We start from the raw sequence: 17,374 nt of genomic DNA on the forward strand, positions 1-17,374 counted from the left end.
GTCGAGCAGCATGCGCTGCTCCGCCTTGCGGCGGCGGCGTGATCCCGGCGCATCGCAAGGTGCTGCTGTTCATGGCTTCCACCAACCGCGATCCCGCACGCTGGGACAGAGCCGACCGCTTCGACGTCGAGCGGGTTGCGACGGGCCATGTCGGCTTCGGCGCCGGCATCCACGCCTGCGTCGGCCAGATGATCGCGCGTCTGGAAGGCGAATTGATCTTAAGCGAGCTCGCAAGGCGCGTGAAGACCATCGAGCTCACGGCAGAGCCGAGGCGCAGGCTCAACAATTCGCTGCGCGGCCTTGCGAGCATGCCGGTGCGGGTGATGGCGGCCTAGTTCCTGGCCGGAGCCGTTGCCGCCGCCGAGCGCGCTGACCGCGGCACACCGGACTCCGCAACCGGCACAGCCGGGGCGCGCGAGCGCATGATCGCGGCGTTGATTTCCGCGATGACGCGGCGCTGGATCGCCTCGTTCTTGTCGATCGAGATGTGGCCAACACCGGTGCCGCGAACATCGACATTGTCGAGCTTGCCCCGCAGGCCAGCCGCGGCCCGCACCGGCTCGCCGGGACCATCGCCGATATAGATGTTGATGTAGCGCTCGGCGCCGGTCGAGAGCTTGGTCTTGAACACGGAGTCGAGGCCTATCGCAAGCTTCACGGGAACGCCGAGCTGGTTCAGCTTGGCGATCATGTCCGGCAGCGCGGTCGCGCCCGAGGAATGGCCGACCAGGATGATGGTCTTGAGGCGGCCGGCCTTGTAGGCGATCGCCGCTTCATCGGCGAGCGAGGACCACGAGACGAAGTTGGCGACGGTCACCGGGATGCCCTGCGCCTGGAGCCGGGCGCCAATCGTGTCGAGCCCGAGCGAGAAGATGTTGAGCACGCCGCGAAGCAGGTAGACATGCGTGGTCGCTGCCGCTGCCTGGCTCGGCGCGGCCTTGGCGCCGGTCGGGCTTATGGCAACAGCTGACAGCAGAAGCAGGCCCATCGCCCATATGCGGAGGGCGGACAACTGGCTGGCGCCGGCGGTGTGACGGCCGTTCGGTCTCATCGATGTTTTCCCTGGGGACGATACGCTTCGCGATTGGTCGGAATCGTAGCCACGGCCTGCTCGCAGACGCAACAAAGAGCCGCGTGAGCGACAATCTTAGCCGCGCTCCGTGACCATCGCGCAACACTCGCCTGAAACCTGCCACCGAAGGGCCTGTTTTGAGACCATTTTTCTCTGACCAATTGCGACCCGGCAACGGCGTTCCTATCTCATGGCTCCGCTGGCCCGCCCTCCCGGGACGGGTTCCAGCCTCCCTCCCCAGCCTTTGCCCTCAGCCTTGCGGCCATCATGTCCCCTATCATTTCCGTCGCCAATCTGTCGAAAACCTATGGGTCCGGCTTCAAGGCGCTCAAGAACGTCAATCTCGACATCAAGCGCGGCGAGATCTTTGCGCTGCTCGGCCCCAACGGCGCCGGCAAGACCACGCTGATCTCGATCATTTGCGGCATCGCCAATCCGAGCGAGGGCAACGTCCTCGTCGGCGGCGAGAACATCCAGACCTCCTACCGCAAGGCGCGCTCGCTGATCGGCCTCGTGCCGCAGGAGCTGCACACCGATGCCTTCGAGAGCGTGTGGGCGACCGTGAGCTTCTCCCGCGGCCTGTTCGGCAAGCCGAAGAATCCTGATCACATCGAGAAGGTCCTCAAGGATCTCTCGCTATGGGACAAGAAGGACAACAAGATCATCACGCTCTCCGGCGGCATGAAGCGCCGCGTGATGATCGCCAAAGCACTGTCGCACGAGCCGCAGATCCTGTTCCTGGACGAGCCCACCGCCGGCGTCGACGTCGAGCTGCGCAAGGGCATGTGGGAGGTCGTGCGCGGCCTTCAGCAGTCCGGCGTCACCATCATCCTCACCACGCACTACATCGAGGAAGCCGAGGAGATGGCCGACCGCATCGGCGTCATCAACAAGGGCGAGATCGTGCTGGTCGAGGACAAAACGACCTTGATGCAGAAGCTCGGCAAGAAGCGGCTGACGCTGCATTTGCAGGGCAAGCTCGACGCGCTGCCGCAGAGCCTCAGCCATTATAAGCTCGACCTGTGCGATTCCGGCGCGACGCTGGTCTACGACTACGACACCAAGGGTGATCGCACCGGCATCACCAGCCTGCTCAGCGACCTCCGCACCGCGGGCATCCGCTTCAACGATCTCGACACGACGCAATCGTCGCTCGAGGACATCTTCGTCGATCTCGTGAGGACGTCATGAATCACCGCGCCATCCGCGCCATCTACCTGTTCGAAATGGCGCGCACCTGGCGCACGCTGCTGCAAAGCATCGTCTCGCCGGTGGTCTCGACCTCGCTCTATTTCGTGGTGTTCGGCGCCGCGATCGGCTCGCGCATCAGTCAGGTCGAGGGCGTCAGCTACGGCACCTTCATCGTGCCGGGTCTGATCATGCTCTCGGTGCTGACGCAGAGCATCGCGAATGCCTCATTTGGCATCTACTTCCCGAAATTTACCGGAACGATCTATGAAATCCTGTCGGCGCCAATCTCCTATTTCGAGATCGTGCTCGGCTATGTCGGCGCCGCCGCGACCAAGTCGATTATCCTCGGCCTGATCATCCTCGCCACCGCCGGGCTGTTCGTTCCATTGCATATTCACCATCCGGTCTGGATGCTGGCCTTCCTGGTGCTGACGGCGGTGACGTTCAGCCTGTTCGGTTTCATCATCGGCATCTGGGCCGACGGCTTCGAGAAGCTGCAGATGATCCCGATGCTGGTGGTGACGCCGCTGACCTTCCTCGGCGGCAGCTTCTACTCCATCGACATGCTGCCGGCCGGCTGGCGCACGGTGGCGCTGCTCAACCCGGTCGTCTATCTGATCTCGGGCTTCCGCTGGAGCTTCTACGAGATCGCGGATGTCAGCGTGTCCGTCAGCGTCGGCATGACGCTGGCATTCCTGGTGGCCTGCCTGATCGTGATCTGGTGGATTTTCCGCACGGGGTATCGGCTGAAGAATTGAGCCTGCCGTCATTCCGGGCGTGCGAAGCACGAGCCGGAATCCATCGTGCAGCAGAGTTGGTCGATGAATAGATACCGGGTTCGCCACTGCGTGGCGCCCCGGAATGACGAGGGTGAGTTACCAATCGCCCCTTTGCCGGCGTTGTGAATGCACGTCCGGCTCGCGAAAATGTCAGCGCTGCCGGCCCCGTGCGGCACAAAGTGGCCTTGCTTACATCACGCATGACATTAACGATGGGCAGGCAGGCCACTGGAACCAACGCCGAATGACAGGCATAATGCACGCCGGGGACGGAGAGCCGCGGCGCCTAGCGTGAACAGGCCGGAGGCCGGAAGTCAGATGCGTACATTTTTGATTGCTTTCACATCCCTGATGCTTTTGAGCGCGGGCGCCGCGCACGCCAAGGTCGAGATCACCATCGACAAGGACAATCAGCAGATGACCGTCGCCGTCGACGGCGTCGCGCGCTATCACTGGCCGGTGTCGACCGGCATCCCCTCGCGCGAGACGCCGAACGGCGCGTTCCGCGCCTTCCGCATGGAAGAGGATCACTATTCCAAGGAATTCGACGACGCGCCGATGCCGCACGCGATCTTCTTCACCAAGGTGGGGCACGCCATCCACGGCACCGACTCGGTCGGCCGGCTCGGCTCGCCGGCTTCGCATGGCTGCGTGCGGCTGTCGCGTCAGAATGCCTCGACGCTCTATGCCTTGGTGCAGCAACAGGGCGTGCTCAACACCACGGTGACGTTGACCGGCTCGGCGCAGGTGGCGCTGGCGCGCAATCCGCGCGGCCGCACCAACACCGCAGTCGCGCGCGCTCCGCAGCAGCCACCCGAAGAGCAATACAGCGCGGCCGGCGATCCCGTAAATCTCACACCGCCGGCGCAAGCCCCGCGCCGCTACATGCCGCAGGACGACAATTACATCTATCCCGCCGACGGCAGCGATACCGGCGCGCGCTACCCGGCACCGCGCCCGATCACGCGCCCCTATGGCACGCAGGCTTATCAGCAACTGCCGCAGCCAACCTACGACCAGGGCTATGGCCAGCAGGGCTACTATTATCAGCAGCAGCCCCGGCAAGTTTATCAGCCGCGCGGCTATTACTATCAGAACTGACGCTATCGCGTTCCCTCCCCGACCGAGGCACCATGCCGTCACGTGCCACGACCATTCTGCCTGTGCTCTGGGCTTTGCTAGCGGGACCGGCCATGGGATTCGACCTCGAGGCGCATCGCGGCGGGCGGGCGCTGCTGCCGGAAAATACCCTGCCGGCCTTCGCCAACGCGCTGTCGATGGGCGTAGACACGCTCGAGCTCGATGTCGGCGTGACTGCCGACGGCGAAGTCGTCGTCTCGCATGAACGCGGGCTCAATCCGGATCTCACGCGCGGCCCCGACGGGGCCTACATCACTCCGCCCGGCATCCCGTTCGTGAAACTGCGGCTCGACGAGGTCAGGACCTACGACGTGGGCCGGATCCGGCCGGACAGTGCGTACGCGAAGCAATTTCCCGATCAGCGGGCCATACCAGGGACACGCATTCCTACCTTGAGCGAGCTGTTCGCGCTGGTGCGCAAGTCCGGCAACATGCGCGTGCGCTTCAACATCGAAACCAAGATCGATCCGAACCATCCGGACGAAACGCTCGACCCGCAGGCTTTCGTCACCAGGCTGCTCAGCCTGATCGAGGCCGAACAGTTTTCCGAGCGTGTCATGATCCAGTCGTTCGACTGGAGAACGTTGCAGCTCGTGCAGCAGCAAGCACCGAAAATACCAACCGTGTACCTCACGCTCCAGCGCGGGTCAGGCCAGACGGTGGCGCTCGACAAAGCCACCAACTGGACCGCGGGCTTCAGTCCTGCCGATCACGGCGGCTCGCTGCCGCGGACGATCAAGGCCGCGGGTGGCGCGGTCTGGTCGCCTTATTTCGGCGATGTGACCGGGGCGCTCATCTCGGAGGCCCGCGGACTTGGATTGCGCGTCGTGGTGTGGACGGTCAACAAGCCCGACGACATGGCGCGGATGATCGACCTCGGCGTCGATGGCATCATCTCCGACAGGCCGGACCTGTTGCGGCAGATCGCCGGCGAGAAAGGAATTGCGTTGCCGGCGGGGACGCCGGTGGCGCCGTAAGGTTTATCTGTCTTCATGCCCGGGCTTGTCCCGGCCATTCACGCGTTCCGTCGTCGTCCGAAGAACGCGGATGCCCGGGACAAGCCCGGGCATGACGACCTCTTGGGGATCTGCGCGCCATACCTTCGGCCGCCCTACTCCCCGTCCCGCAAGCGCCGATACAGTGCACCCAGAATATTGGAATAGTCGTCGGTCCAGACCCGCATCCTGTCGTCAGCTTCGGTCTGCTCCCATGACTTCGAGGAAGCCAGCCTGCCGATGTCCGCCTCCTCTCGCGCGGAGATGACGACGTCGGTCGAGAAGATGTAATCGGAATCGCGCCCGGAATCCTCGTTGAAGACCCAGCTCGTGAGATCGTTGGCATCGGCAATGCCGACCACGACGGTCTCGAGATCGAGATGCCGGTTGGAGACGTGCATCACCACGGCGCCATGCGGGGCGAGCTTGTCCTTGTAGATCTTCATCGCCTCCTTGGTCGCAAGGTGAATCGGGATCGCATCGGACGAATAGGCATCGACGATGATGAGGTCGTAGGCGCCGTCGGGCTCCTTTGCGAAGGTGAGCCGCGCATCGCCGATCACAGGCTTCAGATCCGGCAGACAGCTCGAGATGTAGCGGAAATTCCTGGGGTCGCGCGCTGCGTCGACCATGGATTGGTCGATCTCGAAGAACTTCCAAGTCTCGCCGGGTTCAGCAGCACAGGCAAGCGTGCCGGAGCCGACACCGATCGCAGCAACCTTCAGTGGCGCGCCCTTGCGCTCGCGGATCGCGCTGACGGCCTGACCGATGCCGCCGTCCTTGTGATAGTAGGTGATCGGCTCGGGCCGGCCGACGACCGGCGTGCCATCATCGTTGCGGAAGCGCTCCGCGCCGTGGATCGTGGTGCCGTGCATCAGCACGTGGAAGTAACCGCCGGGCGTCACCACGATCTTGTGCACGCCGAAGAAGCTGCGCACGGTCGTGACGCGTCCCTCGTCTGCGGGATAGACCCGGATCAACGCCAACGCGAGGGCGACGGTCGCAAAGATCTTCCAGCGGCCGGCATTGAGCGTCAGCGCCAGAAGAGCTGCCAGCACGCCGACGGCGCCGGCGATCCAGACGCGATGATCCTCGAACCAGGTCGAGAGGTCGCCCGTCGTAGTGGACGGCGCGACGAGCGCCACCGCGAGCGCGGCGAGCGCCAGCCAGTACCATTTGACGATGCCCGCCAGCCGCTCGTTCGCCGGCGGCCGGCACAGCGCGGCGAGCGCAATCAGGATCGGGTATTCGGCGACCCACGAGAAGGTGAACGGCGCGACGAGCCCTGCGAACAGGCCGCCGACCATGCCGCCGAACGACAGCGCGACATAGAAGCCGGTGAGATATTTGGCTGCCGGCCGCGTCCGCGCCAGTTCGCCGTGGCAGGCCATGGCGATGAGGAAGAAGCACAATTGATGACCGCCGAGCGTGAGCAGCAGATTCTGCTCCCCGCCGAAAGCCAGCAGGACAACCACGCCCGCGATCGCGACCGGCTGGAGCATCAGCATCCATTTGTGCGGCAGCAGCGGACGCGACTGGAACACGACGACCCAGGTGAGCAGATACAGGGACAGCGGCAGCACCCACAGAAGCGGTGCCGCGGCGACATCGGTGGAGATGTGCGCGGTCACCGCGATGAGCAGACCCGACGGTACCGCGGCCAGGAATATCCAGCGCAGCCGCGTCACCAGAGAAGGCGCCGGCGCATTCACCTCCTCCGCTCGCGCATCGACCACCGTCAGCTGCGGCGAGCGCAACAGCAGCACGCCGCAGGCGGCGATCAGCAGGATCAGGAAGCCATAGCCGGCGGTCCACAACCGGTTCTGCGTGTGCAGCGTGAACATGGGCTCCAGCAGGAACGGATAGGACAAAAGCGCGAGGAAGCTGCCGATGTTGGAGGAGGCATAGAGGAAATAGGGATCGTGCCCGGCGGGATGGCCGGTGCGGACGAACCAGGCTTGCAACAGCGGATTGTTGGCGGCGAGCGCGAAGAACGGCAGGCCGATCGAGACCACGAACAGGCCGAGCAGCCAGACCGCATAGCCCGAAGCGGGCGGCTCGCCATAGGCGGAGGCGATGCCGAGCGGCAGGGTCGCCAAGGCCGCGATCAGCAGCACCAGATGCACTGCGACCGGAACGATGCGGCTTTTGACCTGCATCAACAGATGCGCATAGGCGTAACCCGCCAGCAGCAGCGACTGGAAGAACACCATCGCGACCGACCACACCGCCGGCGAGCCGCCGAGCCGCGGCAGCACCATCTTGGTGAACAGCGGCTGCACCGAGAACAGCAAGAGCGCGCTGACGAAGATCGCGGCGGTGTAGACCGTCAGCAACAGCCGGTTGCGCGATGAGGACGACTGCTCCGTGGCGGCGGGTTGCACGATCGAATCCATGGAAGCTCCGGCAAGCGTTTTCCAGCGAAGTGGGCACCCGTTCGCGCGAGAGCACGCGTCGGACGATGCCCCCGGCGGGCGCCGGATGGGCGCAATGGAGCACAAGGCGCCTGAACGGGCAATAAAGGCGCTCCCGATGTTGCAGCGGGGAATGCTTGATATACAGATGTCGTCCCGGGGCGATGCGAAGCATCGAACCTGGAACCTGGAGATTCCGGGCCGCGCTCCGCGCGCCCGGGATGACGGCGGATTGGACTTGAACCCTTCATGACAGAGACCGACGTCATCATCATCGGCGCTGGCCATAACGGCCTCACCTGCGCAGCCTACCTCGCGGCGGCAGGTCTGCGCGTGCGCGTGGTCGAGCGCCGCAAGGTGATCGGCGGAGCGGCGGTGACAGAGGAATTTCACCCCGGATTCCGAAATTCGGTCGCCGCCTACACCGTGAGCCTGCTCAATCCGCAGGTGATCCGCGACTTGAATCTTGCGGAACAAGGCCTGCGCATCGTCGAACGGCGCGCGCAGAATTTTCTGCCCGCGCCCGACGGCAGCTATCTCCTCACCGGCGAGGGGCGGACGAAGGATTCCGTCGCGCGGCTGAACGCGTATGACGCCGATGCGCTCGACGGTTTCACGCGTGAGCTGGAAGAGATTGCCGACGTGCTCAGGCAGTTCGTGCTGCGCGCGCCGCCGAACCTGCTTGACGGCTTTGGCACGAGCGCGATCCGCGAGGCCGTGAATGCGTTAAAGACGGCCAACATTCTGCGCGGGCTGACGCTGGAGCAGAGCCGCAGCCTGCTCGACCTCTTCACCCGCTCCGCCGGCGAGATGCTGGACGAGCGTTTCGAGCATGATCTTGTCAAGGCGCTGTTCGGCTTCGATGCTATCGTCGGCAATTATGCCAGTCCCTACGCGGCGGGTTCGGCCTATGTGATGCTGCATCACGCCTTCGGCGAGGTGAACGGCAAGAAGGGCGTCTGGGGCCACGCCATCGGCGGCATGGGCGCGATCACGCAGGCGATGGCGCGCACTGCGCGCGATCGGGGCGTCGCGATCGATACCGACGCGGGCGTGCGCGAGATCATCGTCGAGCGCGACCGCGCGGTCGGCGTGGTGCTGGAGAACGGCGCCGCCATCCGCGCCAAATATGTCGCAGCCAACGTCAACCCCAAACTGCTCTATACGCGGCTGGTTGCGGCCGACGCCCTGCCCCAAGACTTCCTCGCCCGCATCGGGCACTGGAAGAACGGCTCCGGCACCTTCCGCATGAACGTGGCGCTGGACCGCCTGCCCTCGTTCACGGCGCTCCCCGGTCGGGGCGATCATCTCACCTCGGGCATCATCCTGGCACCGAGCCTCGGCTACATGGACCGCGCGTATCACGATGCGCGCGCGCAGGGCTGGAGCCGAGAGCCCGTCGTCGAAATGCTGATCCCCTCGACGCTGGACGACACGCTGGCGCCCGAAGGCAAACATGTTGCGAGCTTATTCTGCCAGCATGTCGCGCCGGAGCTTCCTGGTGGAAAGTCCTGGGACGACCATCGTGACGAGGTCGCCGATCTCATGATCGCGACGGTGGACAAATATGCCCCGGGCTTTGCGGCGAGCGTGCTCGGCCGCCAAATCCTCTCGCCGCTCGATCTTGAGCGGCAGTTCGGCCTCTTGGGTGGAGACATCTTCCACGGCGCGCTGACACTGAACCAGCTGTTCTCGGCGCGGCCGATGCTGGGCCATGCCGACTATCGCGGCCCGCTGAAAGGCCTCTACCATTGCGGCTCCGGCGCCCATCCTGGCGGCGGTGTCACCGGCGCTCCAGGCCACAACGCCGCACAGGTGATCTTGAGGGATCACCGCTCGCTGTTCGGAAGCCGTGGATAGGTCTGTGGACGAGCTGTGGATCGCCTGTCGAGGTCTGTGGTTCAGGAAGAGGATGCCTGGGGACGGGCGGGCGGGACAGGCCTGGGGAAAGACAGTGGAGAACTAAGGGGCCATTGCGGGAAAAAGTTCGTGGATAGGCGTCGTATAAGGTGCGGATAACCTGTGGAGACCGCTCGATAGCACATGTCGCAAAACGACCTCGCCCGCCAGGGGGCAATCCCCCTCGCGGGCGCTGGGTCAAAAACAGCCTATGAAGAAAAGTAGCCCCCGCCGGGAAATGGGAGGCGGAAATTACTTCAAAGAGGTGCTAATCGAACCGAATTTCTCGTTCAGGCTGGTGCCCAGGCTGTTCACCACGGTGATGATCGCGAGGGCAATACCGGCTGCGATCAAGCCGTATTCGATCGCAGTTGCACCGGACTCGTCCGACCAGAACTTCTGAACCATGCGCTTCAAGATTTGCCTCCGTTTCCATTTCAAGCTGTGTTGGCGCCGCCAAACATCCGGAAATTTACGGCATACGACCTACGGCCCGGTTAATCTGAGAGCTGCAACTTGTGCTGAAAATTGGGACTAAAAACTGCAAAAATTGAACCCGACGGAGCCTTAGGATGCAGCCCTCCCCTACCCATCGCGCCAGCTTCTCGATCGGCAGCGAGGCCGCGGCCAGGCGTGTCGTCGACCTGCTCACCGAGGTGTTTTTCGAGGCGGATGCGGCGGTCGCTGCTTTCGAGCGGCCCGACGGCCAATGGGACGTCACCCTGCATTTTGCCGCCGCGCCGGACCAAGCATGGCTGCGCGAACTCGTTGCAACTTCAGCAGGAAATGAGATCGCACAGACGCTCGCCTTCGATATCGTCGAAGCCAAGGACTGGGTCAAAGCGAGCCTGGAAGACCTCGTCCCCGTCCCGGCCGGCCGTTTCATCGTGCACGGCAGCCATGACCGCGACCGCTTGGCGGCGAACAAGCTCGCCATCGAGATCGAGGCGGCGCTCGCCTTCGGCACCGGTCACCACGGCACAACGCGCGGATGTTTACTGCTGCTTGACCATGTCCTGAAGAGTTCCCGGCCGCGCAACTTGCTCGACCTCGGTACCGGGACCGGCGTGCTGGCGATCGCAGCCGCGAAGGCGTTGCACCGCGCAGTGCTTGCCTCCGACATCGATCCACCCTCGGTGCGGGTGGCGGCTGAGAATGCCGCGCTGAATGAAGTTAGCAACCATGTCCGGGTGATCCGCGCCACCGGCTTCGCCGCGGCAGATTTCGGCAAATGGGGTCCGTTCGACCTGGTGCTCGCCAACATCCTTGCCAATCCATTGCGGCAATTGGCGGGTCCGATGGCGCGGCATCTCGCAGCCGGCGCCTGCGTCATCCTTTCCGGCCTGTTGACGCATCAGGCCACCGCCGTGATCGCCGCCTACCGCGCGCGCGGCCTCGTGCCGCTGCGGCACCTGCGGATCGAGGGATGGAGCAGTCTATTGCTGCGGAAGATGGGGTGACTGGTCGAAGCTGCCCTAGGTTGGGCCAAACGCAGCGTGTCCACCAACCTCATTCGCGAACGCCCACTACTCCCCCGGCTTCTCGTCCTGGCGCGTCGCGCGCTCGTCCTGCAACGCCCGCCTCGCGCGGCGTTCGGCGAAACGATCGATCATCTGGCTGATGAGGCCGCGCGGCTTCTTCGGTGTCGCCGCAGCCGGCGCGCGGCGCACCGGCGGCGAAATCTTCTCAAACGTGAATGATGGCATCGTGTGTCCCCTCGCCGTTGAGATGAACCACCTGCTCGAATTTCCCTGTTATCCGGACGAAGCGCAACTGCCGCACCCTTTACTCCACTCAATTCGAATGGAACCATTTCAAGCACAGTCCATGCCAGATGCGACGCAAATGCGTCTAGATTGCGGACTGATCCCCATCATCCTAAAGTGATCCACCATGTTCGAAGCGCACTTCCAAACATTCGAGGAGCCCGAGGCCGGCGTCGCATTGGCGGCGCGCCTCGCTGCGCTCCGCGAAGAACTCGCCCGCCGCAAGCTGACAGGGTTCGTCATCCCACGCGCCGACCAGCAGCAGAATGAATATGTGCCGCCGTCGGAAGAGCGGCTCGCCTGGCTGACCGGCTTCACTGGATCGGCTGGATTGGCGGTGGTGCTGACCCAGGAGGCCGCGATTTTCGTCGACGGCCGCTATACGCTCCAGGCCGCCAAGCAGGTCGACGCCAGGGCTTGGGCGGTGGAATCGCTGATCGATCCGCCGCCGGAGAGCTGGGTGTCGGCGCACTTGAAGCCCGGCGAGCGCCTCGGATTTGATCCATGGCTGCACACTTCTTCAGCAGCCGAGCGCCTGTCCGCTGCCTGCGCCAAGGCCGGCGCCGAGCTGGTTGCGGTCGACAACAATCCCGTCGACGCGATCTGGCAGGACCGACCGCAACCTCCCCTCGCGCCGGTGACCGTGCACGGAATGCAACATGCCGGTCTCACTGAAGCCGACAAGCTGACCCAGATCAGAGCCGAGATCGACAAGCTCGGCGTCGACGCGCTGGTGGTGTCGGACAGCCATGCCGTGGCCTGGACCTTCAACATCCGTGGCGCCGACGTTGCGCATACGCCGCTGCCGCTGTCCTACGCGCTGGTGCCGAAGGACGGACGGCCAACGATCTTCATCGACCAGCGCAAGCTCTCCAACAGCACGCGCGACCATCTCGAACAGTCCGCCGACGTCCGTGAGCCCGATGCGATGGCGCCGACGCTGATGGCGCTGGCCAAGAGCGGCGCCGCAATCGCGCTCGACAATGCCACCGCAGCCGACGCGCTCAGCCGGCTGATTGCAGGCGCCGGCGGCAAGCCGGTGCGCGGCAGCGACCCGGTCGCGCTGCTCAAGGCGGTGAAGAACGCAACCGAGATCAAGGGCACGAAGACGGCACATGTGCGCGACGCCGTGGCGCTGGCGCGCTTCCTCGCGTGGATCGATCGCGAGGCACCGAGCGGCAAGCTCACCGAGATCGACGCGGTCGAGGCGCTGGAGACATTCCGCCGCGACACCGGTGCGCTGAAGGACGTCTCGTTCCCGACCATCTCGGGCACTGGCCCGAACGGCGCCATCGTGCACTACCGCGTCACCCGCAAGAGCAACCGCCGGATCACCCCCGGCGACCTGCTGCTGATCGATTCCGGCGCGCAGTATGAAGACGGCACCACCGACGTCACCCGCACGATGGCCGTGGGCGAACCGACGGCGGAGATGCGCGACCGCTTCACCCGCGTCCTGCGCGGCCATATCGCGATTGCGCGCGCGGTCTTTCCCGACGGCACCACGGGCGCGCAGCTCGATACCCTCGCGCGGCAATATCTCTGGGCCGCCGGCGTCGATTTCGAGCATGGCACCGGCCACGGCGTCGGCAGCTATCTCTCGGTGCACGAGGGGCCGGCGCGGATCTCGAAGCTCGGCACCACGCCGCTGAAGCGCGGCATGATCCTGTCCAACGAGCCGGGCTACTACAAGACCGGCGGTTTCGGCATCCGCATCGAGAACCTCGAACTGGTGGTCGCCGCCGACATCAAGGGTGCCGAGAAGCCGATGAATGCATTCGAGACGCTGACGCTGGCGCCGATCGACCGCCGGCTGATCGATGTGGCGATGCTGGCCAAAGACGAGCTCGACTGGCTCAATGCCTACCACGGCCGCGTCCGGGCCGAGGTGCGGCCGGCCCTGGACGAAGCGACGCAGGCCTGGCTCGATCAGGCGACGGCGGAGTTGATGGCGTAATGCGCATGGCGCCGCACGCGCTACGCAACTCTCCTCGCCCCACCGAGCTGTCATGCCCCGCGAAGGCGGGGCATCCAGTACGCCGCGGCTTCTCCGCATAGCACGACTGCCTCTGGAATACTGGATTCCCCGCCTTCGCGGGGAATGACAACTAGAGTGGCGCACGGGCAACGCGCCCAGTCGATCGCGATCACCCTCACCATAACCCTCCCGGAATCCGTATAGCCGCATTCCGAAACGCCGATATACGCCTTGCCCGAGCAAGCTACAGTCCGACTCGCATTTTGAAGAGACGGATACGCATGCATGGCATGATCAGCAAGCCGCCGGGAGCGGCGACCAACCTCGCGACGTCGCGCTTGGTGCTGCTGCTCTTGGTGGTCATGACCGGGATCGCGCCGATCTCGCTCTACATGCTCGTTCCGGCGCTGCCGGTGCTGGCGACCAATTTCGGCAGCGACATCTCGATCGCGCAGATGACAGTATCGCTCTACATGGTCGGCATCGCGCTGTCGCAGCTCATCATGGGGCCGCTCTCGGACAGGTTCGGCCGGCGCCCGGTGCTGCTTGGAGGGCTGGCGCTGATGATCGCGGCGAGCGTCGCCTGCATCTTCGCGCAAGACCTGCCGCAGCTGATCGCCGCCCGTTTCTTCCAGGCGCTCGGCGGCGCCTCCGGCATGGTGATCAGCCGCGCCATCATCCGCGACATCTATGAGCGCGACCGCGTCGCCTCGATGATCAGTCTCGTGGTCGCGGCTCTGATGATCGGACAGATGGTTTCCGCGCTCACCGGCGGCTTAATCGAGACCGCGTTCGGCTGGCGCGCGATCTTCTACGCCATCACGATCGCCGCGATCATCGTCGCCGTCGGCATCGCGGTCGCACTGCCCGAGACGCGCCGCAACCGTGCCGCCGGCAGCGGCTTTCGCGGCGACGTCGGCATCCTGTTCCGCAACCGCGCCTTCGTGGGTTATGTGATGTGCCAGGTGCTGGCCTCGCAGATCATCTTCACCTTCGCCGGCGGCGGCCCCTATATCGTGGTGACGCAGATGGGCCGCAGCAGCGCCGAATACGGCGCATGGTTTGCGACCACGGGTTTCGCTTATCTCGTTGGCAATCTGCTTTGCGTGCGCTTTGCGCCGCGGCACTCGCTGGAGAAGTTGATCTGGTTCGGGCTTGCCCTCCAGCTCTGCGGCAGCCTGCTGAACCTGATATGGAGCTTCGCCGGCTGGAACGAAGCGCCCGGCTGGCTGTTCGGCACCCAGATGATCGTGATGGTCGGCAATGCCTTCGTGATGGCGAATTCGGCCGCCGGCGCCATTAGCATCCGTCCCGAAGCCGCCGGCACCGCCTCGGCGCGATGGGCTTCCTTCAACAGGGTATCGGCGCACTGATGTCGCAATTCGGCGCCTATCTTGGCGGTCACTCCGCCACCACGCTGCCGCTGACCTCCGCGGTCCTCGCGATCTCGCTGCTCTGCGCCTGCATGATGATGTTCGTCGTGCCCCGCCGGGAGATGGTGGTGAGCGAGACCCTCATCGGGCAAGCGGAAGAGGAAGAGAGCGGGATGATGTGAGGGACGGCTCGTCGGCTCGCAACGACGAAGAAAACCTCACTCCCCGATCAGCTTCAGCCACTCGTCCTCGGTCAGCACCTTGACGCCGTGCTTATTGGCTTCGGCGAGCTTCGAGCCTGCGCCCGGACCGGCGACCACGAGATCGGTCTTCTTCGACACCGATCCCGACACCTTTGCACCCAACCGCTCCGCGGTTGCCTTGGCCTCGTCACGCGTCATCTTTTCCAACGAGCCGGTGAACACCACGGTCTTGCCGGCGACGGCCGAATTGCTCTTCGGCTTCTCGGCGTCGACGATCTCGACCTCCTTCGTCAGCCGCTCGACGATGCCGCGATTGTGGCTCTCGCCGAAATAGTCGGCGATGCTCTTGATCACGGTGTCGCCGATCTGGTCGAGCGCGTCCATGTCCGCCATCGCCTCCTCGTCGCCCTTGGCGACCTTGAGGCAGGCCTCGTGAAAGGCGTCCCAGGAGCCGTAGCCGCGTGCGAGTGCCAGCGCCGTGGTCTCACCGACATGGCGCATGCCGAGCGCATAGACGAAGCGCTCCAGCGCGATCTTCCGGCGGCTCTCGATGGCGCCGAACAGATTTCGCACCGACGTCGCGCCGTAACCCTCGATCTCTTCAAGCTTGAGCTTTGAGTTGCGCTTCTCCAGCGTAAAGATGTCGGCAGGCTCCTTCACCCATCCCTGGTCGAAGAAATACTGGAGCTGCTTCTCGCCGAGACCGTCAATGTCGAAGGCGCGGCGGGAGACGAACAGCTTGAGATGCTCGATCTTCTGATAGGGGCAGGCGAACTCGCCGGTGCAGCGGGCGCGCGAGCCCTCCTCGCCGGTCGCCGTCTCCTCACGCACGACGTCGGTGTGCAGCGGACACGGGCACTTCTTCGGGAAGTGAAATTCCTTGGCGGCCTTCGGCCGCTTGTCGAGGACGACGTCGACCACCTGCGGGATGACGTCGCCGGCGCGTTGAATCACGACCGTATCGCCGATGCGGATGTCGCGGCCCTCGCGCAGCACCTCGCCCTTGTTGCCGATGCCCTTAATGTAATCCTCGTTGTGCAGCGAGACGTTCTGCACGATCACGCCCCCGACACCGACCGGCTCGAGCTTGCCGACCGGCGTAAACGAGCCGGTGCGGCCGACCTGGATCTCGATGTCGCGCAGCACGGTCATGGCACGTTCGGCCGGAAATTTGTGCGCGATGCCCCAGCGCGGCGTGCGCGAGACGAAGCCGAGCCGTTCCTGCCAATCGATACGGTCGACCTTATAGACGACGCCGTCGATGTCGTAGTCGAGTTTTGCGCGCTGCTCCTCGATCGAGTGATGGAACGCCAGCAGCTCCTCGACGGAATGACACAGCTTGGTCAGCGGATTGGTCTTGAAGCCGCAACGCTCGAACCAGGCGATCATGCCGCTCTGCGTGCCCTCGGGCATCGCGCTCATCTGGCCCCACGCATAAGCGAAGAAACCGAGCGGACGCGAGGCGGTGATGGTGGGATCCTTCTGCCGCAAGGAGCCTGCGGCCGAGTTGCGCGGATTGGCGAAGATGGTGCCGCCCTCCGCCTTCTGCCGCTCGTTGAGCGCCAGGAACGCCTTTTTGGTCATATAGACCTCGCCGCGCACCTCACAGATATCGGGGACGTTGCGGCCCTTCAGCTTCTGCGGCACGTCTTCGAGCGTGCGGATGTTGGCGGTGACGTCCTCGCCCACCGCACCGTCGCCGCGGGTTGCGGCGGTGACGAGCTCGCCGCCCTCATAACGTAGTGACATCGAGAGGCCGTCGATCTTCGGCTCGGCGGAGAAATTGACCTGATCGTCGTCGAGCTTCAGAAAGCGCACGATGCGGCCGACGAAGTCGCGCACGTCCTCTTCGGCAAAGGCGTTGTCGAGCGACAACATCGGGACGGCATGCCGGACCTTCCTGAAGCGGCCCGACGGCGCCGCGCCGATCTTCTGTGACGGCGATTCCGCGCTGACGAACTCCGGAAAGCGCTTTTCGATGGCGTTGAGGCGCTGGCGCAGCGCGTCATATTCGGCGTCGCTGACGGTGGGCGCGTCCTCTTGATAATAGCGCCTGTCGTGCTCTCCGAGTTCAAGCGCGAGCCGCATATGCTCGACCTTGGCCTGCGCCTGGGTGAGCTCGGCGACGTCGCGAAGCGGCGGTTTGGATCTTGCTGCTCTTGCCATGGTGCTTAAGGTTCTAGCTCGTCGTTCCGGGATGGTCCGAAGGACCAGACCCGGAACCTCGAGATTCCGGGTTCGCACGTCGTGCGCCCGGAATGACAGTGGGAGGGGCTCGTGGCTTATTACGTCTATATTCTAGCAAGCCGACGGGATGGGGCAATCTACGTCGGCATCACCAATGACCTTGTGCGTCGCGTCTATGAGCATCGAGTCAAGGCCGTGCCGGGCTTCACGACCAAGTACAACATCACACGGCTGGTCTGGTTTGAGACTTATGATGATCCAATAGCTGCAATTTCACGCGAGAAAGAACTCAACAAGTGGAAGCGGGCTTGGAAAACTCAGCTGATCGAAGGAGAATCCAAACTGGAATGATCTCTACGAGTCGATCTGCAAATGAG

12 protein-coding genes and 3 pseudogenes are annotated in these 17,374 nt (G+C 64.3%); 10 read left to right on the plus strand and 5 right to left on the minus strand.

The window, feature by feature from the left end:
- Positions 1-32: 32 nt before the first annotated feature.
- A pseudogene (locus tag IVA87_RS24950) lies at positions 33-335 on the plus strand (cytochrome P450); the annotation flags it as partial.
- Here IVA87_RS24950 and IVA87_RS24955 read toward each other — a convergent pair.
- Positions 332-1,051: a hypothetical protein gene (locus IVA87_RS24955; protein ID WP_247335498.1), complete on the minus strand. Its 720-nt coding sequence runs from the start codon at positions 1,049-1,051 to the stop codon at positions 332-334. The pseudogene IVA87_RS24950 and the gene IVA87_RS24955 overlap by 4 nt on opposite strands.
- A 288-nt stretch (positions 1,052-1,339) precedes the next feature.
- On the opposite strand from IVA87_RS24955, the gene IVA87_RS24960 reads away from it, so the two are divergent.
- From IVA87_RS24960 to IVA87_RS24975, 4 genes are all read left to right on the plus strand, one after another.
- On the plus strand, positions 1,340-2,263 hold the full coding sequence (locus IVA87_RS24960; RefSeq protein ID WP_247335499.1) for an ABC transporter ATP-binding protein: 924 nt from the start codon (positions 1,340-1,342) through the stop codon (positions 2,261-2,263).
- Positions 2,260-3,021: an ABC transporter permease gene (locus tag IVA87_RS24965; RefSeq protein WP_247278486.1), complete on the plus strand. Its 762-nt coding sequence runs from the start codon at positions 2,260-2,262 to the stop codon at positions 3,019-3,021. The genes IVA87_RS24960 and IVA87_RS24965 overlap by 4 nt, the downstream gene beginning before the upstream one ends.
- Positions 3,022-3,360: 339 nt before the next feature.
- Complete coding sequence (locus IVA87_RS24970) at positions 3,361-4,143, plus strand: L,D-transpeptidase (RefSeq protein WP_247335500.1); 783 nt, start codon at positions 3,361-3,363, stop codon at positions 4,141-4,143.
- 92 nt (positions 4,144-4,235) lie between these two features.
- Positions 4,236-5,159, plus strand: a complete 924-nt coding sequence (locus tag IVA87_RS24975; protein ID WP_247335502.1) for a glycerophosphodiester phosphodiesterase — start codon at positions 4,236-4,238, stop codon at positions 5,157-5,159.
- Between the two features lie 134 nt (positions 5,160-5,293).
- On the opposite strand, the gene IVA87_RS24980 is transcribed toward IVA87_RS24975, so the two are convergent.
- Complete coding sequence (locus IVA87_RS24980; protein WP_247335505.1) at positions 5,294-7,573, minus strand: fused MFS/spermidine synthase; 2,280 nt, start codon at positions 7,571-7,573, stop codon at positions 5,294-5,296.
- Positions 7,574-7,840: 267 nt separating this feature from the next.
- Between IVA87_RS24980 and IVA87_RS24985 the strand changes: the two genes are divergently transcribed.
- Complete coding sequence (locus IVA87_RS24985) at positions 7,841-9,451, plus strand: NAD(P)/FAD-dependent oxidoreductase (RefSeq protein WP_247335507.1); 1,611 nt, start codon at positions 7,841-7,843, stop codon at positions 9,449-9,451.
- 291 nt (positions 9,452-9,742) lie between these two features.
- Here IVA87_RS24985 and IVA87_RS24990 read toward each other — a convergent pair whose 3' ends face one another.
- A complete protein-coding gene (locus tag IVA87_RS24990; RefSeq protein ID WP_247278481.1) occupies positions 9,743-9,907 on the minus strand; it encodes a Flp family type IVb pilin in 165 nt (54 codons plus the stop codon).
- Positions 9,908-10,062: 155 nt separating this feature from the next.
- Between IVA87_RS24990 and IVA87_RS24995 the strand changes: the two genes are divergently transcribed.
- Positions 10,063-10,950, plus strand: coding sequence for a 50S ribosomal protein L11 methyltransferase (locus IVA87_RS24995; protein WP_247335509.1), 888 nt, complete (start codon positions 10,063-10,065; stop codon positions 10,948-10,950).
- Positions 10,951-11,016: 66 nt separating this feature from the next.
- On the opposite strand, the gene IVA87_RS25000 is transcribed toward IVA87_RS24995, so the two are convergent.
- Complete coding sequence (locus IVA87_RS25000; protein WP_247306711.1) at positions 11,017-11,196, minus strand: hypothetical protein; 180 nt, start codon at positions 11,194-11,196, stop codon at positions 11,017-11,019.
- 187 nt (positions 11,197-11,383) lie between these two features.
- Between IVA87_RS25000 and IVA87_RS25005 the strand changes: the two genes are divergently transcribed.
- On the plus strand, positions 11,384-13,213 hold the full coding sequence (locus tag IVA87_RS25005; RefSeq protein WP_247335512.1) for an aminopeptidase P family protein: 1,830 nt from the start codon (positions 11,384-11,386) through the stop codon (positions 13,211-13,213).
- A 302-nt stretch (positions 13,214-13,515) separates the two neighbouring features.
- Positions 13,516-14,789, plus strand: a pseudogene (locus tag IVA87_RS25010) (multidrug effflux MFS transporter).
- Between the two features lie 36 nt (positions 14,790-14,825).
- On the opposite strand, the gene ligA reads toward IVA87_RS25010, so the two are convergent.
- The gene (gene ligA / locus IVA87_RS25015) at positions 14,826-16,976 is read right to left on the minus strand and encodes an NAD-dependent DNA ligase LigA (RefSeq protein ID WP_247335514.1); all 2,151 of its coding nucleotides are present in this window, start codon (positions 16,974-16,976) and stop codon (positions 14,826-14,828) included.
- Positions 16,977-17,087: 111 nt separating this feature from the next.
- On the opposite strand from ligA, the pseudogene IVA87_RS25020 reads away from it, so the two are divergent.
- A pseudogene (locus IVA87_RS25020) lies at positions 17,088-17,373 on the plus strand (GIY-YIG nuclease family protein).
- Position 17,374: the final 1 nt, after the last annotated feature.

Origin of the sequence: Bradyrhizobium sp. 147 (assembly GCF_023073935.1) — a bacterium.
In the GTDB taxonomy this organism is placed as follows: domain Bacteria; phylum Pseudomonadota; class Alphaproteobacteria; order Rhizobiales; family Xanthobacteraceae; genus Bradyrhizobium.